The sequence below is a fragment of the Stenotrophomonas sp. RG-453 genome (genome assembly GCF_033843685.1).
Classification (GTDB): domain Bacteria; phylum Pseudomonadota; class Gammaproteobacteria; order Xanthomonadales; family Xanthomonadaceae; genus Stenotrophomonas; species Stenotrophomonas bentonitica_A.
In genome coordinates this window covers 438181-464564 of sequence record NZ_JAMYED010000001.1, presented here as the reverse complement: position 1 = coordinate 464564, position 26384 = coordinate 438181, and the positions used below count along the sequence as shown (strand labels likewise).

General features: G+C 67.1%; 21 protein-coding genes and 1 riboswitch. Of the genes, 11 read left to right on the top strand and 10 right to left on the bottom strand.

The features are described 5' to 3' along the window. Nucleotides 1-39: 39 nt before the first annotated feature. Together NJD74_RS01930 and rpoE are read right to left on the bottom strand one after the other, a co-directional pair. Nucleotides 40-942, bottom strand: coding sequence for a sigma-E factor negative regulatory protein (locus NJD74_RS01930; RefSeq protein WP_319623550.1), 903 nt, complete (start codon nt 940-942; stop codon nt 40-42). After that, nucleotides 939-1559, bottom strand: coding sequence for an RNA polymerase sigma factor RpoE (gene rpoE / locus NJD74_RS01925; protein ID WP_019183456.1), 621 nt, complete (start codon nt 1557-1559; stop codon nt 939-941). Before rpoE ends, NJD74_RS01930 begins: the two co-directional genes overlap by 4 nt. 237 nt (nt 1560-1796) lie before the next feature. Between rpoE and NJD74_RS01920 the strand changes: the two genes are divergently transcribed. The 4 genes from NJD74_RS01920 (at nt 1797) to NJD74_RS01905 (ending at nt 6417) form a co-directional block, all read left to right on the top strand. Beyond that, complete coding sequence (locus NJD74_RS01920) at nt 1797-3860, top strand: 3-hydroxyacyl-CoA dehydrogenase NAD-binding domain-containing protein (protein ID WP_319623549.1); 2064 nt, start codon at nt 1797-1799, stop codon at nt 3858-3860. 159 nt (nt 3861-4019) lie between these two features. Then, nucleotides 4020-4883: a pirin family protein gene (locus NJD74_RS01915; RefSeq protein WP_019183458.1), complete on the top strand. Its 864-nt coding sequence runs from the start codon at nt 4020-4022 to the stop codon at nt 4881-4883. A gap of 113 nt (nt 4884-4996) precedes the next feature. Continuing rightward, nucleotides 4997-5719: an aquaporin Z gene (aqpZ, locus tag NJD74_RS01910; protein WP_083298677.1), complete on the top strand. Its 723-nt coding sequence runs from the start codon at nt 4997-4999 to the stop codon at nt 5717-5719. A 236-nt stretch (nt 5720-5955) separates the two neighbouring features. Continuing rightward, nucleotides 5956-6417, top strand: coding sequence for a hypothetical protein (locus NJD74_RS01905; protein WP_070470395.1), 462 nt, complete (start codon nt 5956-5958; stop codon nt 6415-6417). A 124-nt stretch (nt 6418-6541) separates the two neighbouring features. On the opposite strand, the gene NJD74_RS01900 is transcribed toward NJD74_RS01905, so the two are convergent. Next, a complete protein-coding gene (locus NJD74_RS01900) occupies nt 6542-7393 on the bottom strand; it encodes a pirin family protein (RefSeq protein ID WP_319623548.1) in 852 nt (283 codons plus the stop codon). Nucleotides 7394-7620: 227 nt separating this feature from the next. Here NJD74_RS01900 and NJD74_RS01895 point away from each other — a divergent pair, with 227 nt between their 5' ends. Together NJD74_RS01895 and NJD74_RS01890 are read left to right on the top strand one after the other, a co-directional pair. Further along, on the top strand, nt 7621-9702 hold the full coding sequence (locus tag NJD74_RS01895) for a carbon starvation CstA family protein (RefSeq protein ID WP_121038787.1): 2082 nt from the start codon (nt 7621-7623) through the stop codon (nt 9700-9702). After that, nucleotides 9702-9926 (top strand): CstA-like transporter-associated (seleno)protein, encoded by a 225-nt coding sequence (locus NJD74_RS01890; protein ID WP_019183464.1) that lies wholly within the window; start codon nt 9702-9704, stop codon nt 9924-9926. The genes NJD74_RS01895 and NJD74_RS01890 overlap by 1 nt, the downstream gene beginning before the upstream one ends. 140 nt (nt 9927-10066) lie before the next feature. Here the strand turns inward: NJD74_RS01890 and NJD74_RS01885 are convergent, their stop codons facing one another. The 4 genes from NJD74_RS01885 to NJD74_RS01870 form a co-directional block, all read right to left on the bottom strand. Then, nucleotides 10067-11269 carry a DUF3103 family protein gene (locus NJD74_RS01885; RefSeq protein ID WP_319623547.1) on the bottom strand — a complete coding sequence of 401 codons (1203 nt, stop codon included), beginning with the start codon at nt 11267-11269 and terminating at the stop codon, nt 10067-10069. 199 nt (nt 11270-11468) lie between these two features. Beyond that, the gene (locus tag NJD74_RS01880; RefSeq protein WP_319623546.1) at nt 11469-12719 is read right to left on the bottom strand and encodes a DUF819 family protein; all 1251 of its coding nucleotides are present in this window, start codon (nt 12717-12719) and stop codon (nt 11469-11471) included. 113 nt (nt 12720-12832) lie between these two features. Continuing rightward, a complete protein-coding gene (locus NJD74_RS01875) occupies nt 12833-14164 on the bottom strand; it encodes a HAMP domain-containing sensor histidine kinase (RefSeq protein WP_319623545.1) in 1332 nt (443 codons plus the stop codon). Continuing rightward, nucleotides 14151-14852 carry a response regulator transcription factor gene (locus NJD74_RS01870; RefSeq protein ID WP_319623544.1) on the bottom strand — a complete coding sequence of 234 codons (702 nt, stop codon included), beginning with the start codon at nt 14850-14852 and terminating at the stop codon, nt 14151-14153. The genes NJD74_RS01875 and NJD74_RS01870 overlap by 14 nt, the downstream gene beginning before the upstream one ends. A 130-nt stretch (nt 14853-14982) precedes the next feature. On the opposite strand from NJD74_RS01870, the gene NJD74_RS01865 reads away from it, so the two are divergent. The 5 genes from NJD74_RS01865 (at nt 14983) to NJD74_RS01845 (ending at nt 23184) form a co-directional block, all read left to right on the top strand. Next, nucleotides 14983-16692, top strand: coding sequence for a glycosyltransferase family 39 protein (locus NJD74_RS01865; RefSeq protein WP_319623543.1), 1710 nt, complete (start codon nt 14983-14985; stop codon nt 16690-16692). 101 nt (nt 16693-16793) lie between these two features. Then, nucleotides 16794-17564: a phosphatase PAP2 family protein gene (locus NJD74_RS01860; protein ID WP_319623542.1), complete on the top strand. Its 771-nt coding sequence runs from the start codon at nt 16794-16796 to the stop codon at nt 17562-17564. Next, on the top strand, nt 17561-19213 hold the full coding sequence (locus NJD74_RS01855) for a phosphoethanolamine--lipid A transferase (protein ID WP_319623541.1): 1653 nt from the start codon (nt 17561-17563) through the stop codon (nt 19211-19213). Before NJD74_RS01860 ends, NJD74_RS01855 begins: the two co-directional genes overlap by 4 nt. Nucleotides 19214-19388: 175 nt before the next feature. Further along, nucleotides 19389-21383 (top strand): M2 family metallopeptidase, encoded by a 1995-nt coding sequence (locus NJD74_RS01850; RefSeq protein WP_070470408.1) that lies wholly within the window; start codon nt 19389-19391, stop codon nt 21381-21383. A gap of 271 nt (nt 21384-21654) precedes the next feature. Beyond that, nucleotides 21655-23184, top strand: a complete 1530-nt coding sequence (locus NJD74_RS01845; protein WP_217350007.1) for a glycoside hydrolase family 19 protein — start codon at nt 21655-21657, stop codon at nt 23182-23184. 40 nt (nt 23185-23224) lie between these two features. Here NJD74_RS01845 and NJD74_RS01840 read toward each other — a convergent pair whose 3' ends face one another. The 3 genes from NJD74_RS01840 to NJD74_RS01830 form a co-directional block, all read right to left on the bottom strand. Next, nucleotides 23225-23611: a hypothetical protein gene (locus NJD74_RS01840; RefSeq protein ID WP_070470412.1), complete on the bottom strand. Its 387-nt coding sequence runs from the start codon at nt 23609-23611 to the stop codon at nt 23225-23227. Between the two features lie 80 nt (nt 23612-23691). Then, nucleotides 23692-24585 (bottom strand): siderophore-interacting protein, encoded by an 894-nt coding sequence (locus NJD74_RS01835; protein ID WP_070470414.1) that lies wholly within the window; start codon nt 24583-24585, stop codon nt 23692-23694. Nucleotides 24586-24742: 157 nt separating this feature from the next. Continuing rightward, nucleotides 24743-25966, bottom strand: coding sequence for a multidrug effflux MFS transporter (locus NJD74_RS01830; RefSeq protein ID WP_070470415.1), 1224 nt, complete (start codon nt 25964-25966; stop codon nt 24743-24745). Between the two features lie 293 nt (nt 25967-26259). Beyond that, nucleotides 26260-26361, top strand: a riboswitch (glycine riboswitch). Nucleotides 26362-26384: the final 23 nt, after the last annotated feature.

The following is a 26384-nucleotide window of genomic DNA, read 5'->3' as shown; positions in this document are numbered from 1 at the left end:
CGGCGCACGGGCCGGAGCGGAGCGTCGCCGCGACGATGCTCAGTCGCGGTGCCGGCGTGCGGGTTCGGCCGTTTCGGCTGACTCCTGCAGACGCGGCTCGAAGGGATAGAACGCAGCCTGCGGCGCCTGCGTGGAGAAGCTCGCATTGAGCGCCCCGCCCGCAGCCGGGGCCAGGCTGGACCGCGGCCAGGGCTTGGCCTGCAGGTTGCCGACCTCACCGAACGGGAACTGCCGCACGGTCGCCGCCGGCATGGCCGGGGTCAACGGCGCCTGGCTGGCAACCGCCCGCTGCGGTTCGGCACTGCGTTCGGCGGCGCTGCCACGCGCGGCCTGCTGGGTGCGCGTGGCGCTGGCGCTGGCGCGGCGTGCGGTGGCCACGTCCTGGCGGCGGCTGGCCGCCGCCACCGCAGCCGCCGGCACCGCAGCCACGGCGAGTGCCTGTTCGGCGGCAGAGGCTTCGGTAACCGGTGCGGCCGGCAGTTCGGCCTGGCTGGCGATGATGGTGGTCGGCGCCTCCAGCGGGGCCTGGGCGGGCAGCTGTTCGCGCGTCATGAACATCGCCACCGCGGCCACGGAGGCGGCCAACGCCGCGCCACCGCCCCAGCGTCGCCAGCTGCCGCGCCGTTGCGCCTGCTCCGGGCCACGCTCCACCCTGGCCTGCATCGCCGGGGCGGGCTCTACGGCCACGGACGCGCGCACACGCTCGGCGAAATCGACCGGGGCCGGTGCGCAGGCCTGCCCGCGCAGCACATCGCCCAGCACCTGCCAGCGTTCGTTGCAGCTGGACAAGGCCTCATCGTGTTCCAGCCGACGCAGCATGAAGCGCGCTTCATCGGCCGACAGTTCACCATCGATCAGCGAGGACAGCTGCTGACGGTAATGGGCGTCGAATTTATCGGGGGACGCGCCCCGGGAAGCATCATTGGACATATCGTGGCTCATGCGCGGCTCTTCTCGCGGGTGGCGCTGCCCACATCGAGCAGCGGCCGAAGTTCAGTGTCGATCGCCTCGCGGGCACGGAAAATCCGCGACCGCACGGTGCCGATCGGGCACCCCATCTTCTGCGCGATTTCGTCGTAGCTCAGGCCCTCCACCTCGCGCATGGTGATGGCTGACCGCAGTTCTTCAGGCAGCGCGGACACTGCCTTCATCACCGTCTGTTCCAGTTCCTGCCGCATCAACTCGCGTTCGGGCGTGTCGGTGTCGCGCAGGCGGGTGCCGCTGTCGTACTGCTCGGCGTCCCCGATTTCGATGTCATCGGTGGGCGGGCGGCGGTTGTGCGCGGCGAGATGGTTCTTGGCAGTGTTCACGGCAATCCTGTGCAGCCAGGTATAGAACTGGGCGTCGCCGCGGAAACTGCCGATCGCGCGGTACGCGCGGACGAACGTGTCCTGGGCGACGTCCTGACATTCACTCCAGTCCGCGATGTAGCGCCCGATCAGCGCGATGACCCGATGCTGGTACTTGCGCACCAGGACATCGAACGCCGCGCTCTCGCCACGCTGAACACGTCGGACCAGCTCCAGGTCCAGCTCCTGTGGTGTTTCAACCTCGGCCATGGGGGGCCGCACTCCTGTCAGCCCAACCGACGTCGGGCAATGAGACTGCCAATCCCGGGAAAAGTTCAGCGCTCGATCACACAGCGCCGCACCAGCTTTTAACCACCGTTCCGTTAAGGTTTCCGATCCAGGCAATGAATCGACGGTATCTCTCCCCAGCTATAGGGATTTGACGGGGAGGAAACAACCTCTGGATCATAGCCCCCTTCTCCATACACAACCGGATGGAACGTTCCCATGCTCTCAGGCTTCGATGGGCTCCGCTTCTCGCATTGGCACCCGCAGATCCGTGACGATGGCGTCGTGGTGCTCAGCCTCGACCGCCAGGACAGCAGCGTCAACGCCATGTCGCAGGACGTGCTGCTCGAACTGGGCGACCTGATCGAGCGGATCGCGATGGACCCGCCCAAGGCGGTGGTGATCCAGTCGATCAAGGCGGCCGGCTTCATTGCCGGGGCGGACCTGAAGGAATTCCAGGCGTTCGACCGCCGCGGCACCGTCAATGACGCGATCCGCCGTGGCCAGAGCACCTACCAGAAGCTGGCCGAACTGCCCTGCCCGACCGTGGCGGCGATCCATGGGCATTGCCTGGGCGGCGGCACCGAGCTGGCGCTGGCCTGCCGTTACCGCGTGGCCTCCAATGATCCGTCCACCCGGATCGGCCTGCCGGAAACCCAGCTGGGCATCTTCCCGGGCTGGGGCGGCAGCTCGCGCCTGCCGCAGCTGGTCGGCGCGCCGGCGGCGATGGACATGATGCTGACCGGCCGCAATCTGTCGGCCTCGGCCGCGCGCAACATCGGCCTGGTCGACAAGGTCGTCGCGCCCGCCGTGCTGCTCGATACCGCGGTCTCGCTCGCACTGAAGGGCACCACCCGCCCGTTCAAGCAGCGCGCGACGGCGTGGATCACCAACACCTGGCTGGCGCGCAGGCTGCTCGCCCCGCAGATGGCCAAGCAGGTCGCCCGCAAGGCGCGCAAGGAGCACTACCCGGCGCCGTACGCGCTGATCAACACCTGGGCGCGCACCGGTGGCAGCCCGATCCAGACCCGCCTGGATGCCGAGCGTCGCGCGGTGGTCAAGCTGGCCGGCACGCCGACCGCACGCAACCTGATCCGCATCTTCTTCCTGACCGAACGCCTGAAGGCCCTGGGTGGCAAGGACCATGGCATCCAGCACGTGCACGTGGTCGGTGCCGGCGTGATGGGCGGTGACATCGCCGCGTGGTCGGCCTACAAGGGCTTCAACGTGACCCTGCAGGATCGCGAGCAGCGCTTCATCGATCCGGCCATGGAACGCGCGCAGGCGTTGTTCGCCAAGCGGGTGAAGGACGACAGCAAGCGCCCGGCCGTGGCCGCGCGGTTGAAGGCCGATCTCGCGGGCGAGGGCGTGGCGCTGGCCGATCTGGTGATCGAAGCGATCATCGAGAATCCGGAAGCGAAGCGTGATCTGTACCAGTCGCTGGAGCCGACAATGAAGGCCGATGCGCTGCTGACCACCAACACCTCATCGATCCCGCTGGACGAACTGCGCGACCACATCCAGCGGCCGGCGCAGTTTGCCGGCCTGCATTACTTCAACCCGGTCGCGCAGATGCCGCTGGTGGAAATCATCCATCACGACGGCATGGCCCCGGAAACCGAGCGTCGCCTGGCCTCGTTCTGCAAGGCACTGGGCAAGTTCCCGGTGCCGGTCGCCGGTACCCCTGGCTTCCTGGTCAACCGCGTGCTGTTCCCGTACATGCTCGAAGCCGCCACCGCCTATGCCGAAGGCGTGCCCGGGCCGGTGCTGGACAAGGCCGCGGTCAAGTTCGGCATGCCGATGGGCCCGATCGAACTGCTCGATACCGTCGGTCTGGACGTGGCCGCAGGCGTGGGCAAGGAACTGGCGCCCTTTCTGGGGCTGCAGGTGCCGGCTGCCCTGGCGACGGTGGAACAGGGCAAGCGCGGCAAGAAGGACGGGCAGGGCCTGTACAAGTGGGAGAACGGCCGGGCGCAGAAGCCGGACGTCCCCGCCAACTACGAGATCCCGGCCGATCTGGAAGACCGCCTGATCCTGCCGCTGCTCAACGAAGCGGTGGCCTGCCTGCACGACGGCGTGGTCGCCGATGCGGACCTGCTCGATGCCGGCGTGATCTTCGGCACCGGCTTCGCCCCGTTCCGCGGCGGCCCGATCCAGTACATCCGCGCCACCGGTGCCGATGTGCTGGTCGAACGCCTCAAGGTGCTGCAGCAGCGCTACGGCGATCGCTTCGCCCCGCGCCCGGGATGGGACTCGCCGGTACTGCGTGAGCCCGTGATCTGAGGCGCGATGATGTGATGTGACGACGCCACCGTGAGGTGGCGTTGTCGTTTGTGCTGCCATCCCTGTGCGACCAGAACAACCTGTTACCGATACAGGCCTCCCGCCCCCACACCCCGCATGCGATCCTCCCGCTCTGTCCCCGCCAGCGAGACCGCCCGCATGACGACCATCATCGCCCCCCGCATCCATGACATCGGTGGCCTGCAGGTACGCCGCGCCGTGCCGACCCTGCAGGCGCGCAGCGTGGGTCCGTTCGTCTTCGTCGACCAGATGGGCCCGGCCGTGCTCTCCCCCGGCACCGGCATCGACGTGCGCCCGCATCCGCATATCGGCCTGGCCACCGTCACCTTCCTGTGGTCCGGCGCCATCGGCCACCGCGACACGCTCGGCTCGGACCAGGTGATCCGCCCCGGCGACGTCAACTGGATGACCGCCGGCCGCGGCATCGCCCATTCCGAACGCACGCCCGCCGTCGAACGCGAGCACGACCATCCGCTGCACGGCATGCAGACCTGGCTCGCGCTGCCGAAGCAGTTTGAAGAGACCGATCCCGCGTTCTACCACCATGCCGCCGCCACCCTGCCCCAGCAGCGCCGCAAGGGGGCCTGGCTGCGTGTCATCGCCGGCCGCGCGTACGGCGAAGAATCGCCGGTCAAGGTCTTCGCCGATACCCTCAACGTTGCCATCGATCTGGATGCCGATGCGGAAATCGATCTCGATACCGGCCACGCCGAGCGCTCGCTCTACATCCTGGAAGGCCAGGCCCAGCTCGATGGCGTGGATGTTCCCGCCCAGCACCTGATCATTCCCGAGCCCGGTGCCCGCGGCCGCCTGCGCGCCAAGACCCCGATCAAGGCGATGCTGATGGGCGGCGAACCGCTGGATGGCCCGCGCCACCTGTGGTGGAACTTCGTGTCCAGCTCCACCGAGCGTATCGAGCAGGCCAAGCACGACTGGGAATCCGGGCGTTTCGGCACCATCCCCGGCGACGACAAAGAGTTCATTCCGCTGCCCACGTACTGACCCGCGCACCGCCATCGACCGTTCGTCGGGTATTGACGCCATCGTCACCCCGATGAACCCCGATTCAGCTACGTTGCGCCTGCCCACCCCGGGCATACACGTGGAGCACGTCGATGAGCATGGGCAAACGTCTGGCCGCCGAGTTCCTGGGCACGTTCTGGTTGGTATTGGGTGGGTGTGGCAGCGCCGTGCTGGCCGCCACGTTCGGCGGCGATGGCAATCCGCTGGGGATCGGCTTTCTGGGCGTCGCGCTGGCCTTCGGCCTGACCGTGCTGACCGGCGCCTATGCGTTCGGTCACGTGTCCGGCGCGCACTTCAATCCGGCGGTCAGTGTCGGCCTGTGGGCTGGCGGCCGCTTCCCCGCGCGCGAGCTGCTTCCCTACATCGTGGCGCAGGTGCTGGGCGGCGCATTGGCCGGCTTCATCCTGCTGCAGATCGCCTCCGGCGCGCCCGGTTTCCAGATCGATGGCAGCCAGGCCGGCGCATTCGCCAGCAACGGCTATGGCGCACTTTCGCCGGGGGGCTACAGCGTCGCCGCCGCCGCCCTCTGCGAAGTGGTGCTCACCGCGTTCTTCCTGATCGTGATCATGGGCTCCACCCACGGCAACGCACCGGCCGGCTTCGCCCCGATCGCCATCGGCCTGGCCTTGACCCTGATTCACCTGATCAGCATTCCGGTGACCAACACCTCGGTCAATCCGGCGCGCTCCACTGCCGTGGCCCTGTTCGCCGGCAGCGGCGCGCTCAGCCAGCTCTGGTTGTTCTGGCTGGCTCCGCTGCTGGGCGGGCTGATCGGCGGCACTCTCTACAAGTGGATGGGCACCGCGCCGCGCTGATGCTCAGGGCCGGGCGGGCAACCCCCGCCCGGCCGCTGACGCTGACAAAGGAATCAACTGAAACCGTTATTTGTACACTGAGTCACATTCCGTTAAGGTCCCGAGCACTCGTCCGACACTGACGGCAGCGAGTGATCCGGTAGACGCGCGGGGAATGCGCCACCACGGCCAGGGGTGTCGACGGCCACCGGAACGCCTGTCAGCGACGGACGCGATCATCGACCTTGGGGGAATGCATGAACGTCCTGCGCGCTGTTGTGTGTGTGTGTCTGCTGGTGTCTGCCGGCGCCGTCGCGGCGCAAGCGACCAGCGAATGTCCGTCCCTGCCCGCCAGCAGCGGCCTGAACTGGCAGCAACTGGCCCAGCGGGACCTGATCCTGTGCAGGGCCAGCACCGCCGATGGGCGTGAAGTGCTCAGCCTGACCTTGAGCGCACGCAATCCGGAGCTGCCGTTGAACCGTGCGCTGCGCCAGGAAAAAGGCAGCTTCGCCGGTGAAACCCTATACTGGTACCAGCCCGACCTGGGCGGCCAGAAGCCGCCGGGGTATGAAACCCGCCGCATCACCGTGGTCAAGTTCGACAGGAACCGCTTTGCCCAGATCGCGCTGTATGCCGGTGACGCCAGCGAACTCGGCTCGCTGCAATTGTTGGCGCAGGGCATGAGCCTGACGCCCTCGGCCGTCGCCGCCGGGCGCTGAGCACGAGGCCGGGACGGTGCACCGCACTCATCCCGCCATTCACGGTAACGCCGGCCGCTGGCCGGCGCCTCCCACACCGTCAGGTGTCCTGCGTTTGTCGGCCAGCGAGCGGTGCCAACGCCCCTCAGAAGCGGCCTTCCTGGAAATCCACGAAGGCCTGCATCAGCTCCTGCTTGGTGTTCATCACGAACGGCCCATGCCGCATGACCGGCTCGCGCAGCGGCCGGCCCGCCACCAGGATCAGGCGCGCCCCGGTTTCACCGGCACGCAGGACCAGCTGCTCGCCGCCGCCCAGCACCGCCATTTCCTGGCGGGCTACCGGACGCGCATCGTCGCCTTCGCCGATCTCCAGCCCGCCTTCGAACACATAGGCGAACGCGTTATGGCCATCGGGCAGCGCGTAGCTCCAGCCCGCGCCGGCATCCAGCGTGATGTCCAGGTACACCGGATCGGTGGCCGGCTGCACGATCGGCCCCACGGTGTCACCCACCTGGCCGGCAATGACCTTGACCTGCACGCCGTCGGCCGGCACGGTCACCGGGATGTGGTCCGGCGCGAACTCCTGGTACGTCGGGTCCGTCATCTTGTCGCGCGCCGGCAGGTTCACCCACAGCTGGAACCCACGCATCTGCCCGGATTCCTGCTCGGGCATCTCCGAGTGGATGAGACCGCGGCCCGCCGTCATCCATTGCACGCTGCCCGGCGTGAGCAGGCCCTCGTTGCCGTGGTTGTCCTTGTGCCGCATGCGTCCGTCGAGCATGTAGGTCACGGTCTCGAACCCGCGGTGCGGATGGCTGGGGAAGCCGGCGATGTAGTCCTCGGCGCGGTCCGTGCCGAATTCATCCAGCAGCAGGAACGGATCCAGATCGGGCAGCGACGGCCCACCGATCACCCGCGTCAGGCGCACGCCGGCGCCATCGGAGGTGGCCATGCCACGGATGGTGCGCAGCACGCGCACCGGGGTTGGGCTGCTCATGGTGACTCCAGGGTCGGTGATCGATCAACAAGATGGCCTCGCCGGCCCCGCCGGCCAACCGTCATGCCCGCAACCGATTGTTCCAAGCGTGATGTTCCGGCGACGTGCACAGACACGCGCCACACCCACCCTACGACCAAAGTACTAGCAGCAAGCCCCCGCCATTGCATTGACCCCGTCAGTGCCAAGGCGGACTCTTACGACGATCTCCAGGGAGACGCAATCTCATGAAAGGTTTTTCGAAACTGGGTTGGGCAGTCATCGCACTGCTTGGCGCATTCTGCCTAGGCACCGTCGCGCTACGCCGCGGTGAGCCCATCAATGCGCTGTGGATCGTCGTCGCTGCGGTCTCCATCTATCTCATCGCGTATCGCTTCTACAGCCTGTTCATCGCCGACAAGGTGATGCAGCTCGATCCGACCCGGGCCACGCCCGCGGTGATCAACAACGATGGCCTGGATTACGTCCCGACCAACAAACACGTGCTGTTCGGCCATCATTTCGCCGCCATCGCCGGTGCAGGCCCGCTGGTCGGCCCGGTGCTGGCCGCGCAGATGGGCTACCTGCCCGGCCTGCTCTGGCTGGTGGTGGGTGTGGTCGTGGCCGGCGCGGTGCAGGATTTCATGATCCTGTTCCTCTCCAGCCGCCGCAACGGCCGCTCGCTGGGTGACCTGGTGCGTGAGGAAATGGGGCCGGTACCCGGCACCATCGCCTTGTTCGGCGCCTTCCTGATCATGATCATCATCCTGGCGGTGCTGGCGATGGTGGTGGTCAAGGCGCTGGCCGAAAGCCCATGGGGCATGTTCACGGTCATCGCGACCATGCCGATCGCCATCCTGATGGGCGTGTACATGCGCTACATCCGCCCGGGCAAGATCGGCGAGATCTCCGTGGTCGGCCTGATCCTGCTGCTGGCCGCGATCTGGTTCGGTGGCAAGGTCGCCGCCGATCCGGTCTGGGGCCCGGCCTTCACCTTCACCGGCATCCAGATCACCTGGATGCTGATCGGCTACGGCTTCGTCGCCTCGGTGCTGCCGGTGTGGCTGCTGCTGGCCCCGCGCGATTACCTGTCCACCTTCCTCAAGATCGGCACCATCGTGGCGCTGGCGATCGGCATCCTGATCGTCATGCCGGAACTGAAGATGCCGGCCCTGACCCAGTTCGCCGCCAGCGGCGACGGCCCGGTCTGGAAAGGCGGGATGTTCCCGTTCCTGTTCATCACCATCGCCTGCGGCGCGGTCTCCGGCTTCCATGCCCTGATCGCCTCGGGCACCACGCCCAAGCTGCTCGCCAATGAGCGCCACATGCGCTACATCGGCTACGGCGGCATGCTGATGGAATCGTTCGTCGCGGTGATGGCGCTGGTGGCTGCCTCGATCATCGACCCGGGCATCTACTTCGCCATGAACGCACCGGCGGCCGTGATCGGTCCGGATGCGGTCTCCGCTGCGGCCTACATCAGCAATACGTGGGGCTTCATCATCACCCCCGAACAGCTGGAGGCCACGGCCGCGGCGATCGGCGAGCCGACCATCCTGCACCGCGCCGGTGGCGCACCGACGCTGGCGGTGGGTATCGCGCAGATCCTGCACGAGGCGATCCCGAGCGGCAGCAACGCGATGATGGCGTTCTGGTACCACTTCGCGATCCTGTTCGAAGCGCTGTTCATCCTCACCGCGGTCGATGCCGGTACCCGTGCCGGTCGCTTCATGCTGCAGGACCTGCTGGGCAACTTCATCCCGGCCCTGAAGAAGACCGAATCGTGGACCGCCAACATCATCGCCACCGCCGGTTGCGTGGCGCTGTGGGGCTACCTGCTCTACACCGGCGTGGTGGATCCCTTCGGTGGCATCCAGACCCTGTGGCCGCTGTTCGGCATCTCCAACCAGATGCTGGCCGGTATCGCGCTGATGCTCGGCACCGTGGTGCTGTTCAAGATGAAGCGTGACCGCTTCGCCTGGGTGACCGGCGTGCCGGCCGTGTGGCTGCTGATCTGCACCACGTATGCCGGCCTGATCAAGATCTTCGACAGCAACCCGGCACAGGGCTTCCTGGCCCAGGCGCACAAGTACCAGGATGCGATCGCCAGCGGCACGCTGACCGCCCCGGCCAAGACCGTCGGCCAGATGCATCAGATCGTGGTCAACGCCTACGTCAATACCGGCCTGACCGTGCTGTTCCTGTTCGTGGTGTTCTCGATCCTGTTCTACGCGATCAAGACCATCTTCATGGCCCGCCGCACTCCGCAGCGGACCGACAAGGAAACCCCGTACGTGGCGCTTGAGCCGCACCAGATGGCGGACCTGTGATGAGCACTGAACTCGTCCCCGCCGGTCAATACCAGGCCCACCGCCGCATCTGGCGGCGCCTGGTGCAGACCGCACGGCTGTGCTGCGGCATTCCTGATTACGACAACTACGTCCGGCATGTGCTGGAGAAGCATCCGGACCGCGTGCCGATGGACTACAAGACGTTCTTCCGCGAGCGCCAGGAGGCGCGATACAGCGGCAAGAACGGGGGGCGCTGCTGCTGACGCCGCAGGGTGCGCATGGTCCCGGCCGCGGGTTGGGACACAGATGAACAAACGGCGGCGCGAAAGCGCCGCCTTTTTTTTCAGACTGCGATCGACACTGCCTGCGGCCGTCCTCAAGCGGAACCGGCCAGCGGCCGGCACTACTGGAGCGTGAGGGGACTCAACGTCACCTGTGCATTGTTCGCCGCGCCCATCCTTCCGGTATAGCGCTGACCGCGCTGGAGCAGGTAGAAGCTGTCCAGGTAGTCGGTATCGTTGGTGAACCAGCCGCTAGGAATTGCCTTGAGAATCGCGCCGCCGATATCAGCAATCACCGCATACTCCGGGGCGAAGGCACCCAGCGCCAGTTTCACGCCTGAAGTGAGGGCGATCAGCAGGTCTTTGTAATTGGTGTCGCCATCGTCTTCGAACAGTTGCACGTTGGCGGTGTCGAACCGGTAATTGCCCCAGATCACCAACGGCTGGCCCGGGGTGTAATCGGTCTTGTCATGGTCCAGATACGGCAGTGACACCGTGGCCATCTCCGGCTCTGCCGTGTCGATCTGCAGCCCGGACACGACCGCGAACACTTCGGCGCCGCCCAATGCCCACGGCTCGCCGTCATTGACCAGGCGAATGCGGTCGAGCCGGGTGACATCCAGAGAGCTCGCTCCATTGGCGGTCACCGTGAGGCGATCTGCCGACTGCAGCCCCCTCGCCTGCAACCCTGCATTGATCAGCGCCATGCCTTCCTGCACCGCCTGACCTGTGTCGATGTCCACGATCAGCACCGGGAAGGTCGGGGCTATCTGCGCGTCCAGCAGATGCTGACGTCCGTGCCGGTCGTAGGCGACCATCGACGTCCAGGTGCGGTCGTCTCCCGTTGGCAGCACCGCTACCCAGAGATCGGCAGGCGCCACCGCGCTCAGCACCTGCCCAGCAGGCACGAAGCTGCGGACCTGCAGCAAACTGCGCGCACCGGCCGGCAAGCCCTTGTACTGGCGGACCAGGCCATCGCGTCCAGCCAGCGTGCGCGCCGCCAGGCTGCTGCCATCCGGATCGGCCCGGGCCATGACCGAGGTCAATGGCAGCCCGCGATCGGGGTGCGCCGCCAGCGCATCGACCACGGCGTCGGCCAATGCCGGCTGACCGAGCCACGCCGCCACATCGCGCGCACTCGCCTCCGTCACCGCATGCACGTTGCCACCGTCGCCCGGTGCGGCCTGTACGGGCAGTACAGAAGCAATCATCAGTACGCCGGTGGTGACCAGCGACATCCAGGTTCCCTTCGTCTTCATCGCATTCCCTGATGGGCGCCGACTGCCATCGACAGATGGGTTCCATGCCGTGCGCGCCCGGCGCAAGGCACAGTGCATGGCGCCGGACCTTACGCGGCGGTATCAGGACGATCCGGCACCTCTTTCACACTTCATGACAAATGAAGCCATTTCTGACAGCTGGACGTGACGGTGATCCCAGACCTTTCGCACCTCAGCGGCACGTCGCCCAAAAAAGAGGCGGCCATCAAGGCCGCCCCGGGAGTCAACAACTAGGAGCGCCTGCTTACGCGCCCGCCATCCACTTCAGGATCAGCCCGGTCACATAGGCCAGGCCGGTGCCGGTGGCATAGCCCACGGTGCCCAGCAGCACGCCAACCGGCGCCAGCGACGGATGGAACGCCGCGGCGACCACCGGTGCCGACGCCGCCGCACCGATGTTGCCCTGCGAGCCGATCGCGAAGAAGAACAGCGGCGCGCGCATCAGCTTGGCGGCGATCCACAGCACCAGGATGTGGGTCAGCATCCAGATCGCGCCCAACGCGAACAGCCACGGGCGGTCCAGCAGCGAAAGCAGGTCCATCTGCATGCCGATGCAGGCGATCAGGAAGTACAGGAACAGCGTGCCCAGGCGCGAGGCACCGGCCGACTCCAGGCGGCGCGCGCGGGTGAAGCTCAGGCCCAGGCCGAGCGCGGTGGACAACAGCACCACCCAGACGAACGCGCTGTCCAGGCTGAACTGGCTGGCCCAGCTCACATTCGTCTTGAACCAGCCGCTCAGCGGTGCGGCGATGGCATGCGCCAGACCGACGCCACCCAGTGCCACGCCGACGATCACCATCAGGTCGGTGAGGCTGGGAATGCGGGCGTTCTGCGCCTCGTAGGCGGAGATCCGGGCCTTCATCTCATCGATGGCACGGGTATCGGCGCCATTGCGCGTATCGATCTGCTGGGCGCGGTTGGCCAGGAACAGCAGCACCGCCATCCACAGGCTCGCGCAGGCCACGTCGACCACCGCGAACTGGCCGAAGGTGGTGGCATCGGTGCCGAACACTTCGCGCATCGCCACCATGTTGGCGCCGCCGCCGATCCAGCTGCCGGCCAGGGCGGCCATGCCCTTCCAAGTATCACCGGCCACGGTGGCCGGGTGGATCCAGGACATCGTCTGGAACGACACGATCGCGCCGAGGATGATGCCCAGCGTGCCGGCGCAGAACACCACCAGCAGCTTCGGGCCCAGCTTCATGATGCCCTTCAGGTCGATCGAGAGTGTCAGCAGCACCAGCGCTGCGGGCAGCAGCACGTCACGGGCGATCGGGTTGTACAGCGAGGTGTTGTGGCCGTCGATCAGGCCGGCGGTGTTGTAGATGGCCGGGATGAAGTAGCACAGCAACAGCGCCGGCACCCACGCGAAAATCTTCTTGAGGATCGGGGTCGGGCCACTGGCGGCCCAGAAGATCACGGCCAGGGTGGCGGCGATCAGGCCGAGGCCGACGATGTCATTAGTGATCAGGGCAGTACTGGGTTCGGTCGGCATCAAGCCATCCTCTGTCGATCGAAGGGAAAAAAAAAGCGCCGCATAGAGCGGCGCCTCCGGAGCTTAACATTGTCTTCACGACGCCACACTTTGCAGCGCAGCGCGCGGGCCGATCACGACGCGGGCAGCGATGCGCGTTCAGAGCGGCCCGGCAGCGAAGCGCCCAGATCGAGGATCACACAGGTACCGCGCGGCACACACGGCTGGATCTGCAGCGCCCAGCCCAGGTGCTCGCACAGCCGGGCGATCAGCTCCAGGCCGATGCCGCTCTGCTCGTTGCGGTCGCCGCGCGCCATGCGTGCATGTACGGCGGCGATCTCTTCCGGGCTCATGCCCAGCCCGGGGTCCTGCAGCGTCACCACGGCCTGCCCGGAGACCTGGATGTGGATGGTGCCGCGACCGCTGTTCTCGATCGCGTTGCGCAGCAGATTGCCGATCGCGGCCTGGACCACGCCGAGCGGGGCGATGATATCCACGCGCGCAAGGCCGTCGATCTCGATGTGCAGGTCCTTGTCGCCCATCAGATGACGATGGTCTTCAATGATGTCCGGCACCAGCAGGTCGAGCGGAATGCGTTCACCGAGCGCGGCCAGCCGGGCCGGGTCGCGTGCGAGCACCAGCAGCAGCTGGATCAGCTGCTCCACCCCCTGGGCCGTGCGGTGCACACGCTGCATCTGCTGGCGCGCACGCTCTGGAATGTCCGGCTGGCCCAGCGCCAGTTCCGAGGCCCCGGTGATCACCGCGATCGGCGTACGCAGTTCGTGGCTGGCGGTGCTGATGAAGACCCGCTCGCGCTCGACGAACTGTTCGTTGCGCGCCAGGTAGTCGTTGAGCGCGTTGGCGATCACGTACAGCTCGGAGCTGGCGCGCGGGTCCACCTCCACCCGTTGCCCGGGCACCCCCGGGTGCAGATCGTCGATGCGCCGTGCCAGCGAGCTCAGCGGCCGCACCAGCCGCCCGACGCCGAAGGAGGCCATCAGCACGGTCACGATGATCATCAGCACGCCGGCCAGCAGCACCCAGCGCGTGGCGAACTGCTCCAGCTCGTGGAAATCGTTGATGTCCAGCACCAGCGCCAAGCGCCCCAGCTGGGTGGTTTCACGCACCATCACCGCGCTGGCGCGGCCGTTGACCTCCACGCCGTCGTGCAGCCCCGGGTGCAGCGTGCGCAGGCTTTCCGGCACCGTCGGGCTGCCGTTGATGTAGAACAGCCGCAGCGTGTCCGAATCCTGCCAGCGGTAGTGCGGCTCGTGTTCGATGTGGTTGACGATGCTGTCCAGCTCGGAGTTGAGCAGCGCCCGCCATGCCGAGTGTTCGGCGTGTTCGTGCACGTAGTTGCCCACGCTGAACACCGCCAGCGAAATCAGCGCCAGGTACCCCAGCAGCCACCACACCATGCGCCGGTGCATCGGCGATGGCGTGGGCGGGCGCTTACGCCACTTCATCTGCACCACCCGCCGCGGAAACGCCGAGGCGGTAACCGACCCGCGGCAAGGTGTGGATCAGCTTCTGCTGGAACGGGCCATCCACGCTGCGGCGCAGTTCGTACACGTGCGAGCGCAGCAGATCCCCGTCGGGCAGCTCGTCACCCCACAGTGCGAATTCCAGCTGCTGGCGGGTCACCGCGCCGGGGCTGGCGCGCATCAGCACCTCCAGCAGCTTGCGGCAGGCCGGATACAGGTGCAGCAGCTTGCCGTCGCGTTGCGCCTCCAGGGTGGCCAGATCCAGCTTGAGGTCGGCCACTTCCAGCACCTTGCGCGGGTTGCGCCCCTTGGCGCGCACCATCAGCGCTTCCAGCCGGATTTCCAGCTCGGGCAGTGCGAAGGGTTTGGTCAGGTAGTCGTCGGCGCCGGCGCGGAAGCCGGCGATCTTGTCGGGGAGTTCGTCGCGCGCGGTGAGCATGATCACCGGCACTTCCGAGCCGTGGTCGGCACGCAGCCGGCGCAGCACTTCGGGCCCTTCCATGCGCGGCAGCATCCAGTCCAGGATCAGGGCGTCATAGGGCTGCGACACGGCCAGGTGCAGGCCGGTCACGCCATCGGGTGCGACGTCCAGTACATGGCCCCGCGATTCGAAATAATCGAATAGATTGGCAACCAGCTGACGGTTGTCTTCAATGACCAGCAACCGCATGGGACACTCTCTTGACCGGTTGGGCGCATGGTAGCCGGAACCGTGTCGGAATCCGGTCGCAATGGGGTGGTTACGACGCTTTTCCTACGCTGTCGGGGAGACAGTGGCTGTTTTGCCGGTGAGCTTGGGCGTGACCGAATCCCTCTTCCTGCGGCGCTGGCCGCGTGTGCTGGTGTGCCTTGCCCTGCTGCTGGCGCTGGCGGCGGGCATCGGCTTGCGCCAGCCCTCACCGCCCGATGAACCCCGTTTCGTGCTGGCCGCGCAGGCCATGGTCGAGTCCGGGCAATGGCTGCTGCCGCACAGGGGCAGCGAGCTGTACGCCGAAAAGCCGCCGGTGTTCATGTGGATGCAGGCCGCCAGCCACCAGTTGTTCGGCGGCTGGAGCATCGCGTTCCTGGTGCCATCGCTGCTCGCGGCGCTGCTGACCCTGTGGCTGACCTGGGACCTGGGGCGGCGCCTGTGGAACCGCCGCGTCGGGTGGTGGGCCCTGCTCGCCTTGTTCAGCTGCCTGCAGTTCGGCCTGATGGCCAAGCGGGCGCAGATCGACATGGTGCTGGTGGCCATGACCACGCTGTCGCTGTGGGGGCTGCTGCGCCACCTGCTGGAAGGCCGCAACCGGCCCGCGCTGTGGCTGGCCGGCTTCGCCGCCGGGCTGGGCACGGTGACCAAGGGCGTGGGCTTCCTGCCGCTGCTGGTGCTGCTGCCGTTCGCCGCCTGGCGCTGGCGCGCGCGCGGCGCGGCGTTGCCGGCCGGCACCGCCCGCGATCTGTGGTGGCTGCTGCCCGCCTTCCTGCTCGGCACGGCGGTCTGGCTGGCACCGCTGGGCGTTGCCCTGCTGCATTCGTCTGACCCCGCCCTGCACGCCTACGCACGCGAACTGCTGTTCAAGCAGACCGGCACCCGCTACGCCAACGCATGGCACCACGTGAAGCCGGCTTGGTACTACCTGCAGGTGATGGCGACCTTGTGGCTGCCGGGCAGCCTGTTGCTGCCCGCCCTGGTGCCGGCATGGTGGCGCCGCCTCAAGCGCCTGGATGGACGCTGGTGGCTGCTGCTGGGGTGGTCGCTGCTGGTGCTGGTGTTCTTCAGTGCCAGCCCGGGTAAACGCGAGGTCTACATCTTCCCGATGCTGCCCGCGTTGTGCCTGGCCGCCGCCCCGCTGCTGCCCGGGCTGCTGCGCCGGGCCGGCCTGCGCTGGCTGCTGTGGGCGTATGTCGCCGTTCTCGGTGTGGCGGCGTTGTATGTCGGCACCCAGTTGTGGTCGGCCAGCACATGGGCGCACGTGCAGCTGGCGCGGCGCGCGATGCCCGACACGCTGCTGCCCGTGCTTGGCGGCTGGCTGATCGCCTTCGGCGTGGTGTTGCTGGCGCTGGCCCTGTGGTGGCGCCAGCACCGGGCAGGCGCGCTGGTGGTCGCGGCGGCCTTCCTGCTCTGGAATCTGTACGGCTGGGTCCTGATGCCAACCCTGAACCCGTACAGTTCCGCCTCGGCCGTGATGCAGCGCGTCGGCAAGCGGATCGGGCCGGAGGCCGAGCTCGGCGTGGTCGCCTGGCGCGAACAGAACCTGCTGCAGGCCGACCGCCCGGTGACCGATTTTGGTTTCAAGACCCCGTGGGACCAGCAGTGGCAGGCCGCCGGCCCGTGGCTGTCACACGCGCCCCGGCAACGCTGGCTGCTGGTGCTCGATGAAGCGATCAGCCCGTGTGTGGACCCGTCGGCGGTGATCGAGATCGGCAGCGCCAACCGCAACCGGTGGCTGCTGTTCCCGGGCACCGCCTGGCAGGCCGACTGCCACGCCGCCGTGACCGCCACCGACACCGCGCAGGACGAGGAAGACTGAACGGCAGGCCGCGCTTAACCGGCGGCCAACATCGCTCCGACCACTCTCCGACACTCCGCTGACGACCATGGCGCCGGAATCTCCCGCCGGCCTCTTCGTCCATGTTTCCAGCGTCCACCGTTGCGCTTTCTTCCCTTCCCGCCGCCACAACCACGCCGCGCTTCCTCCGTGCCCATCTCTGGCTCCCGCTGGCCGTGACACTGTTGGCCAGCGCGGTGCTGATGGGCGCCGGTGGCGACCAGTGGCTGGCCGATCAGCTCTATCGACTCGAAGGGCAGCAGTGGGCGCTGCAGAATGCCTGGGTCACCACCCACCTGATCCACCAGGCCGGCAAATGGGCCAGCAGTGCAGCGGCGCTGGTGGCGATCATGCTGTGCTTCCACGCCTGGCGCAGCGAACGGGCCGCCGCGTGGCGCTGGCCGCTGCTGTACCTCGTGCTCGCGGTCGCACTGGGCACCGGCGTGGTCTCGCTGCTCAAGTCACTGACCAACATGGATTGCCCGTGGGATCTGGCCCGCTATGGCGGCAGCCGCGAGTTCATCGGCCTGTTCGCCACACGCCCAGCGGGGATGCCGCGCGGGGTGTGTTTTCCGGGCGGGCATTCCAGCGCGGGGTTTGCATGGGTCAGCCTGTACTTCGTCGCCCTGATGATGCGCCCTGCCTGGCGCTGGGGCGGTCTGGCGGTCGGCCTGCTGGCTGGCGGCCTGTTCGGGGTTTCGCAGCAGCTGCGTGGCGCGCACTTTCTGTCGCATGACCTGTGGACGTTGGCCACCTGCTGGGCGGTCTCGCTTGGCCTGTACCTGCTGATCGAACCGGGGCGGCTGCGCGAACGCAGCACTGCACCGGTCAGCGCGCAGGGAGAAGCGGCATGAGCACCACCCTTCCGCGCGCCTCGCGCTTCCCTGCGCTGGCCACCCTGCGTGGCTGGCGCCCGCAGTGCACCACCGAAACCCTGATCCTGCTCACCAGCGTGTTCTTCGCGGTGGCCTGCAACGGCCTGTTCTGGCACAGCGCGATGGCCACGCACCCGGGCAGCGTCGGCTTCGCCGTCTCGCTGTTGCTGTTCCTGGTCGGCGCGCACTGTCTGCTGATGGGGCTGCTGGTGTGGCGCTGGAACGCCAAGGTGGTGCTCAGCGTGCTGCTGATCGGTACGGCGCTGGCCGCGCACTACATGAGCAGTTACCACATCTATCTGGATGCGGACATGCTGCGCAACGTGCTGGCCACCGACCACAGGGAAAGCCGCGAGCTGATCACGCCCACCTTGATCGCCCCACTGCTGCTGTTGGCCCTGGCGCCGATGCTGCTGCTGTGGCGCGTGCAGCTGCGCCGGCGCACGCTGGGCAGGGCCCTGCTGTGGCGCCTCGGTTTCCTGCTGCTCTCGGCCCTGATTGCCTTCGGCGGGGCGATGCTGTCCTTCCAGGAGATGTCCTCGCTGATGCGCAACCAGCGCGAGGTGCGCTATCTGGCCACGCCGGGCAACTTCCTGCTCGGCCTGCCCAAGGCGCTGCGCGGCGACAACCCGATCCAGCGCGCTCCGAAACTGCCGATCGGCACCGATGCCAAGGCCACCCCGCGTGCAGCCGGCAGCCGCCCGCGCCTGCTGGTGATCGTGATGGGCGAAACCGCGCGCGCGCAGAACTGGGGCCTCAACGGCTATGCCAGACAGACCACGCCGGAACTGGTCCAGGCCGGGGTGATCAACTTCCCGGACATGCATTCGTGCGGCACCAGCACCGAAGTCTCCCTGCCCTGCCTGTTCTCGCCCTACGGACGCCACGACTACGACGAGAAAAAGATCCGCGCGCACCAGTCACTGCTGCACGCGCTGGACCACGCCGGCATCGCCACGCTGTGGCGCGACAACCAATCCGGTTGCAAGGGCGTGTGCGAGGGCCTGGAAATGCAGCCGCTGGATGATGCCAAACACCCGACGCTGTGCGCCAACGGGCGCTGCATGGACGAGATCCTGATCGACGATCTGGCCACCCAGGTCCGCGCCAGGCCCGGTGACCGCGTGGTGGTCCTGCACCAGCTGGGCAACCATGGGCCGAGTTACTTCGAACGCTATCCGGCGCGCTTCCGCCGCTTCACCCCGACCTGCGATACGCCGGACCTGGGCAAGTGCAGCCGCGAGCAGATCACCAACAGTTACGACAATGCGCTGCTGTACACCGATCACCTGCTCTCGCGCACGATCGGCACACTGAAGGGCATGGACGACTACGACACGGCGATGATCTATCTCTCCGATCACGGCGAGTCGCTTGGCGAGAAAGGCCTTTACCTGCATGGCGTGCCCTACGCGATCGCCCCGCAGGAACAGACCCGGGTACCGATGACGATGTGGTTCTCGCCCTCGTTCGCGGCCAACCGCGGGCTCAACCTGGCCTGCGTGCGGGCGCGCGCGGGCAAGTACACCGACCACGACAATCTGTTTCCGTCGGTGCTGGGGCTGATGCAGGTCAAGACATCGGTGTATGAGCGTGACCGGGATCTGTTTGCTGGGTGCGAGGTTTGAGGACGTCCGCGCTTTGGTGATGGTCCAGCGTCCGGGGCGGAAAATCGCCCGCTTTTCGCCTTCCAGTTGAGGCGAGGCAGGCCATACCGTGGCGGGACCGTGCTGCCTTGCCCCTTGCGGTGTGCCCGGCGCTTCACTAGCCTTCGCCGGTCTGTCACCACCCAAGGATGTGCCCGTGAACCACCGCCCGCTCCTGCTGGCCCTGGCAGTCAGTGCTGCCGCACTGACGCTGGCGGCCTGCCAGAAGGAACCGTCCCCCACCGATGCACCGGCCACGGGCACCACCCAGTCCAAGGAAACCGCGGACCAGTTCATCGCCCGCGTCAACGCCGAGTACAAAGCCATGTACCCGGAAATGACCTCGGCCCAGTGGCTGTCTTCGACCTACATCAATGACGATTCCGAGCGCGTCGCGGCCAAGGCCAACGAACGCTGGCTGACCGTGCTCAATGGCTGGATCGCCCAGGCCGGCCAGTACGACGGCCAGCCGATGAGCGAAGACACCAAGCGCCAGATCCACCTGCTCAAGCTGATGACCTCCATGCCCGCCCCGCGCGACCCGGCCAAGCTCTCCGAGCTGACCCGCATCGCCAGCCGCATGGAAGGCGCCTATGGCTCGGGCAAGTACTGCACCGACGAAGCCAACCCGCAGAGCTGCCGCCAGCTCGGCGACCTGGAGCAGGTGCTGGCCCGCAGCCGCGACTACGACAAGCAGCTCGACGCCTGGCAGGGCTGGCATGGCACCACCAAGCCGATGCGCGCCGACTACGAGCGCTTCGTCAGCCTGGTCAACGAAGGCGCCAAGGAAATGGGCTTCGCCGATGCCGGCCAGATGTGGCGCAGCGGCTATGACATGCCCGCCGACCAGATCGGCCCGGAAACCGACCGGCTGTGGGACCAGGTCAAGCCGATGTACGAGCAGCTGCACTGCTACGCACGCACCAAGCTCGATGCGACCTATGGCAAGGACAAGGCCGAGGTCAATGGCGGCCTGATCGCCGCGCACCTCACCGGCAACATGTGGCAGCAGGACTGGTCCAACCTGTGGGACCAGTTGGAACCGTATCCCGGTGCCGGCAACCTGGACATCACCGCCGCGCTGGAAAAGCAGTACCAGACCAACCTGAGTGGCGCCCTGGCCAAGGCCGGCAGCGGTGCCAACGTCGAAGCGCTGTACAAGGCGCAGCGTGAGGCCGAACTGCGCACCGCCAAGCAGATGACCGAGCGCGCGCAGGATTTCTACGTCTCGCTGGGCATGCCGGCGCTGCCGAAGTCGTACTGGGACAAGACCCAGTTCATCAAGCCGCTGGACCGTGACGTGGTCTGCCACGCCAGCGCGTGGGACATGAACATGGACGGCGACGTGCGCACCAAGATGTGCATCAAGCCGAACGAAGAGAACTTCACCACGATCTACCACGAGCTGGGCCACATCTATTACGACCTGGCCTACAACCCGCTGCCGCCGTTGTTCCAGGGCGGTGCCAACGATGGCTTCCACGAAGCGATCGGCGACACCATCGTGCTGGCGATGACCCCGCAGTACCTGAACTCGATCGGCCTGGTCGACACGCCGCAGGAAAGCCGTGAGGCGACCATCAACGCGCAGATGCGCATGGCCCTGAGCGGCGTGTCGTTCCTGCCGTTCGGCCTGATGATCGATCGCTGGCGCTGGGGCGTGTTCGACGGCTCGATCACCCCGGACCACTACAACCAGGCGTGGTGGGACCTGAAGGCCAAGTACCAGGGCGTGGCCCCGGCCAGCGCGCGCGGTGAGGAATTCTTCGACGCGGGCGCCAAGTACCACGTGCCGGGCAACACCCCGTACACCCGCTACTTCCTGGCGCGCATCCTGCAGTTCCAGTTCTACAAGGGCCTGTGCGATGCCTCCGGTTACAAGGGGCCGCTGCACCAGTGCAGCTTCTACGGCAACAAGGAAGCCGGCCAGAAGTTCTGGGCGATGCTGAGCAAGGGCGCCAGCCAGCCGTGGCAGGCGACGCTGAAGGAAATCACCGGCGGCGACAAACTCGATGCCGGCCCGATGATCGAGTACTTCACCCCGGTCAACGAGTGGCTCAAGCAGCAGAACCAGGGCCAGATGTGTGGCTGGCAGCTGCCGGCCAGCACGACGGCTGCGGCCACGGCGGCGCCGGCAACGACCAAGCAGTAATCCAACGCGCAACCCTGGCAATCAGGAAAAGGCCGACAGCGATGTCGGCCTTTTTCTTTGCTTCCGCCCCGTCCGCTCTTCCGCGCAGCGCGTGAGCCGGTTCACAGTCCGTGCGCGCGGGCCTCTCGACAAGCATTGCGTGAAAAAGTGATCCAATGCGATAGACAGGTCCGATGCAGTTCAAGCTTCCACAACGTCATGCAGAACGCGACACGTGATGCCGGTGTGTGAGCGTTACGGTCAGTGCTCGTTCCCTTGCGCTGGATTGCCCATGACCCGTCACACCCTTCTGGCCGCTGCGGTGCTGGCCGTACTTGGCTGCGCCACGGCCCACGGCAGCAACGCCGCCTTCGCCGTCACCCGGTCCGCCTCGGCGGATGCCGACTCCCGTCCACCGCTGCGCACCGCCGCCATGCCCGCCGCCAGCGATACCTACGACCCGACCCAGACCTACGTCGCCGGCTGCGTGGTGATCTTCCAGTCGCGCTATTTCAAGGCGAAATGGTGGGCCAACGTCGGCGAATCGCCCGCGGCCATCGACCCGGCCCAACCATGGCTCTCGCCTTGGGAAGAGATTGCCGAAACCGCACCCGGCTGTGACGATGACACCGGCGGTCCGGGCCCCGGCGGCCCCGATCCGCTTGACCCGGTCGAGATCCCGCTGAGCCAGCTGCTGGCCGACGAGGCCCGCCTCACCGACTTCCCGTTGATGCAGCAGACGCTGGCATCGATTCGTACCTTGCCCAACACCCAGGTCCAGGCCGTCGAGCCACTGCGCGCGGCCAACCCCGAGAACGTGCGCCGGGTCGAAGCGCTGCTGGATGCCGCGCAGTTCGACGACCTCTTCCCGATGCGGGCCCCGGAGTACACCTACCGGGGCTTCCTGCAGGCGTTCGCCAAGTTCCCGGCGATCTGCGCCTCCTACACCGATGGCCGCGATGCCGACGCCATCTGCCGCAGGACGTTGGCAACAATGGTGGCGCACTTCGCGCAGGAGACGGGCGGCCACGATGCGCACAGCCCGATTCCCGAGTGGCGCCAGGCGCTGGTGCACGTCCGCGAGATGGGGTGGAGCGAGGAAACGCCCGATGGCTACGCAGGCGAATGCAACCCGGCCACCTGGCAGGGCCAGACCTGGCCGTGTGGTGTGTTCGAGAGCGGCCCTCACGCCGGTCGCTTCAAGAGCTACTTCGGGCGGGGCGCCAAGCAGCTGTCCTACAACTACAACTACGGACCGTTCTCCGATGCGATGTTCGGCACCGTGCGCACCCTGCTCGACCAGCCCGAGCTGGTCGCCGATACCTGGTTGAACCTGGCCAGCGCCGCGTTCTTCTACATGTATCCGCAGCCGCCCAAGCCCTCGATGATGCATGTGATCGACGGCACCTGGCAGCCCAACGCACGCGACCTCGCCAATGGTCTGGTGCCCGGCTTCGGGGTGACCACGCAGATCATCAACGGTGGTGTGGAATGCGGTGGCAGCACTGAGCACCTGCAGTCGCAGAACCGGATCACGTACTACCGGGCCGCGGCGGCTCACTTCAACGTCCCGGTGCCGGGCAATGAAGTGCTGGGCTGCAAAGGCATGAAGCAGTTCGATGAGGGCGGCGCTGGCGCTCTGCCGATCTACTGGGAAGAAAACTACGATTGGCACGAAGGCAACGTCGGCGGCAAGAGCTACCAGTGCAAGCTGGTGACCTACCAGACGCCGTATTCGGCGCTCAAGCCCGCCGATTACGTGAAATGCGTCATCGACAAGTTCGATAACGTGGACGTGATCGACGACCTGCGCGGTCGCTGAGGGACGACGGGGCGGCGCGGGTGCGCCGCCCCGTGTTGTTTCAGGACGCCGGCTTCAGCTGGGCGGCCAGTTCCACTTTGAACTGCTCGAAGTCCATGCCGTCGGCCTTGGCTTCGGCGTGCGCCGCGTCTTTGAGCGCGTCCGAATACACCAGACGCACCGGGGTGCCCTGGCGTTCGTGCAGTTCAGCGGCCTGCATGATCAGGGCCAGCACCCGCGCTGCACTGGGGGTCTGGCCGGCGATACGGCCGTCCATGCCCAGCACCCACTCACCATCCCGGCGGACAATGCCGGCCAGCAGCGTGCGCTGCTGGTCGCGCAGCTCGGCATGCGGCTCAACCGGCGTGGCGTTGGCCTGCTCACGGTTGGCGGCCTGGGTTTCACGGCGCCGGCGGATGTCGCGGCGCAGCTTGGAGGTGGTCGACATGGGGAAATCCGGACTGCGGCAAAGCGCCAAGGATACCGCACGGGCCCCGGCGGGCCCGTTCTGAAGCGGCTGCGGCCGGCTCAATCCAGGACCTTGCCGTGCCGCCAATAGCCCATGAAGGTGATGGCCTGGCGGTCGATCCCACAGGTCTTCACCAGGTGCCGGCGGATCGCCATCACCGCGCCGGCCTCGCCGGCGACCCAGGCATACAGCCCGCCACCCGTTGCACTGGCCTGCTCCCACAGGATGTCCTGATCGATGTCGATCTCGGCCAGTTCCTGCTCACCATCGCGCGGACCGTAGGGACCGATCCGGGCCCGTACCGCGTCCTGCAGCCGCTGACCATGCGCGGCGCCCTCGCGGGCCAGCCAGAACAGCTGCGCACCGGGCGGTGCCTGCAGCGGCAGCACATCCGCTTCGTGCTCCACCTCCAGGAAGGCCTGCACCTCCGGCGGCTGCGGCCACTGCGCCAGGCCTTCCAGAATGCCGGCCACGGCTGGCAGCGCAGTGTCATCGGCCACCAACAGCACGCGCTTCACCTGCGCCGGCGGCTTCCACTCGTAGCCCTCGCTGCTGGCTTCAACCCGCGCATCCGGCGCCAGCAGGCCGACCCGTTCGCCGACACGTGCCTGCATGGCCCAGCGCGAGGCGGGGCCGGTCTCGCCGTGCAGCACGAAATCGATATCAACTTCGCCCACGTCAGGGCGCAGCGCACGGAGGGTGTAGGTGCGCATCGGCGCACGCTCTGTGTCGGGCAGCGCGCGATAACGCGCGTACCAGTCCTCGCCCTGCGGCACCTCGGGGGCTGCCTGGCCGGCGAGCGGGAAGAACACCTTGATGCGCTGATCCGGCCCGTCGGTCTTCATGTTGGCCACATCGGGCGCAGCGAAGACCATGCGGGTCAGCGACGGAGAGAGAACAGTGCGCTGCTTGAGCGCGACATCGAACAGGCGGTAGGTCTGCTGGGCAGCCATGCAATCACCCTGAATTGCGGCGGACGCGGCGTCCGCAGGGGAGCGTATTGGCTGTCGTGGAGCACGAACTGGCTGGCGAAGGCACAGGATACGCCGCAGTCGCACAATGGCAATGCCGCCACGCCTGCATTCTGTGCAGGCGGGGCGTGCGTGTGGCTCACTCGATCGGCGTGAGCAGGTCGCGGCGGCGTTCGCAGTGCCGCTCCCAGTACCAGAAGCTGCCGCCGATGGCGAAGAAGCCTGCGTAGCCCAGGGCCAGATGCAGCGGGTTGCTGCTGAGCATCGGCGAGACCACGCCGGCCACCACGGTGTTGATCATCAGCTGGATGAACATCTGCATGGACGAGGCCAGGCCGCGCTGATGCGGATACATGTCCAGCACGGCCAGCGCCAGGATCGGGAAGATCAGCGCCATGCCGACACCGCCAAGGAAGATCGGCATCACTGCCCAAGGCAGCGCGATCTGCGGCACCGACACCACGTAACCGACGTTCAACAGCGCCGAGACCGCACACAGCCCGAAACCGATCGCGATCTGCCGCTGCGGCACGATCCGCCCGGCCATGCGGCCGGACAGGAACGAACCGACCGTCATGCCGCCGATGGTGGGAATGAACAACCACGCAAAGCCGCCCTCGCCCAGCTGCAGGTGCTGCATCACGAACACCGGCGCGGAGGCGATGTACAGGAAGATGCCGGAGAAGTTGAAGGCGCCGGCCGCGGCCAGACGGAGCAGGCGCGGGTTGGAGCCCATGCGGGCATAGCTGCGCAGCAGCGCGCGCATCGACAGCGGTGTGCGGGCCTCGACCGGATGGGTTTCGGGCAGCCACTTGCCGGTGGCCAGCAGCAGCACCACGCCGAACAGCACCAGGAACCAGAAAATCAGCGGCCAGTCGCCGCCACCGAGCAGGATCCAACCGCCGATGATCGGCGCGATCGCCGGCGCGACGCCGAAGATCATCGAGACCTGGCTCATCAGTCGCTGCGCGTCGGCACCGTGGTACAGATCGCGGATCACCGCACGGCCGACGATCACGCCCACGCCGGCGGTCACGCCCTGCAGGGCACGGAAGACCAGCAGCGTGGTCATGTCCCGTGAGAGCGCGCACCCGATCGAGGCGCCGATGAACAACACCAGCCCGCCGATGATCACCCGGCGCCGGCCGAACGCATCCGACAGCGGGCCGTGCGCCAGGCTCATCAGCCCGTAGAACAGCAGGTACACGCTGATGGTCTGCTGCACCGCGACCTGGTCCACCTGCATGCGGTCGCCCAGCAGCAGGAACGCCGGGAAAATGGTGTCGATCGAGAACGGACCGAACATCGCCAGGCCTGCGAGCAGCAGGGCCAGGCGGCGGGTCGAGGGCGAGGCGGGCGTCATGCGGGCTTCCGTCAGCGGCCATGCGCAATGCACGGCGGGCGCCAGCCCGGAACGGGCGGCGCCAAATGAATACGAGGATCCGGTGATCATAGGCCTTTGCCGCCCCCGGCACCATGGCCAAGCGCGGTTTCCGGGGTCCGTGCGTCCCCGTATTCAGGTGCTGGAAAGGCCCAGCGAGTGGAAGCGCTGGGCTATAATCGCCGGGCTACATGGTGGGAGAAGCGGCGCTTTGTTTTGAAGCACCCGCTGCCGAAGGCGCAACGCCCGTAATCGCTCAGGCCCGATACCACCCGTACCAAAACTCTGGAGAGACCGGCGAGTGCCGGCGCCGAAGGGGCACGAAGCACGCCGATGCGCGCTTTTAAACTCTCAGGCAAAAGGACAGAGGGGCACCCAGGAAGACCGCAAGGTCCGGTGG

Bases quoted from the DNA above. Each gene is read 5' to 3' on its own strand.
- NJD74_RS01835 (WP_070470414.1), bottom strand. From the start codon at position 24,585: ATGGCTGCCCAGCAGACCTACCGCCTGTTCGATGTCGCGCTCAAGCAG.
- NJD74_RS01890 (WP_019183464.1), top strand. From the start codon at position 9,702: ATGAGCACTGAACTCGTCCCCGCCGGTCAATACCAGGCCCACCGCCGC.
- NJD74_RS01880 (WP_319623546.1), bottom strand. From the start codon at position 12,719: ATGCCGACCGAACCCAGTACTGCCCTGATCACTAATGACATCGTCGGC.
- NJD74_RS01845 (WP_217350007.1), top strand. From the start codon at position 21,655: ATGACCCGTCACACCCTTCTGGCCGCTGCGGTGCTGGCCGTACTTGGC.
- NJD74_RS01915 (WP_019183458.1), top strand. From the start codon at position 4,020: ATGACGACCATCATCGCCCCCCGCATCCATGACATCGGTGGCCTGCAG.
- NJD74_RS01830 (WP_070470415.1), bottom strand. From the start codon at position 25,966: ATGACGCCCGCCTCGCCCTCGACCCGCCGCCTGGCCCTGCTGCTCGCA.
- NJD74_RS01855 (WP_319623541.1), top strand. From the start codon at position 17,561: ATGAGCACCACCCTTCCGCGCGCCTCGCGCTTCCCTGCGCTGGCCACC.
- NJD74_RS01905 (WP_070470395.1), top strand. From the start codon at position 5,956: ATGAACGTCCTGCGCGCTGTTGTGTGTGTGTGTCTGCTGGTGTCTGCC.
- NJD74_RS01895 (WP_121038787.1), top strand. From the start codon at position 7,621: ATGAAAGGTTTTTCGAAACTGGGTTGGGCAGTCATCGCACTGCTTGGC.
- rpoE (WP_019183456.1), bottom strand. From the start codon at position 1,559: ATGGCCGAGGTTGAAACACCACAGGAGCTGGACCTGGAGCTGGTCCGA.
- NJD74_RS01870 (WP_319623544.1), bottom strand. From the start codon at position 14,852: ATGCGGTTGCTGGTCATTGAAGACAACCGTCAGCTGGTTGCCAATCTA.
- NJD74_RS01900 (WP_319623548.1), bottom strand. From the start codon at position 7,393: ATGAGCAGCCCAACCCCGGTGCGCGTGCTGCGCACCATCCGTGGCATG.
- NJD74_RS01920 (WP_319623549.1), top strand. From the start codon at position 1,797: ATGCTCTCAGGCTTCGATGGGCTCCGCTTCTCGCATTGGCACCCGCAG.
- NJD74_RS01875 (WP_319623545.1), bottom strand. From the start codon at position 14,164: ATGAAGTGGCGTAAGCGCCCGCCCACGCCATCGCCGATGCACCGGCGC.
- aqpZ (WP_083298677.1), top strand. From the start codon at position 4,997: ATGAGCATGGGCAAACGTCTGGCCGCCGAGTTCCTGGGCACGTTCTGG.
- NJD74_RS01860 (WP_319623542.1), top strand. From the start codon at position 16,794: ATGTTTCCAGCGTCCACCGTTGCGCTTTCTTCCCTTCCCGCCGCCACA.
- NJD74_RS01840 (WP_070470412.1), bottom strand. From the start codon at position 23,611: ATGTCGACCACCTCCAAGCTGCGCCGCGACATCCGCCGGCGCCGTGAA.
- NJD74_RS01930 (WP_319623550.1), bottom strand. From the start codon at position 942: ATGAGCCACGATATGTCCAATGATGCTTCCCGGGGCGCGTCCCCCGAT.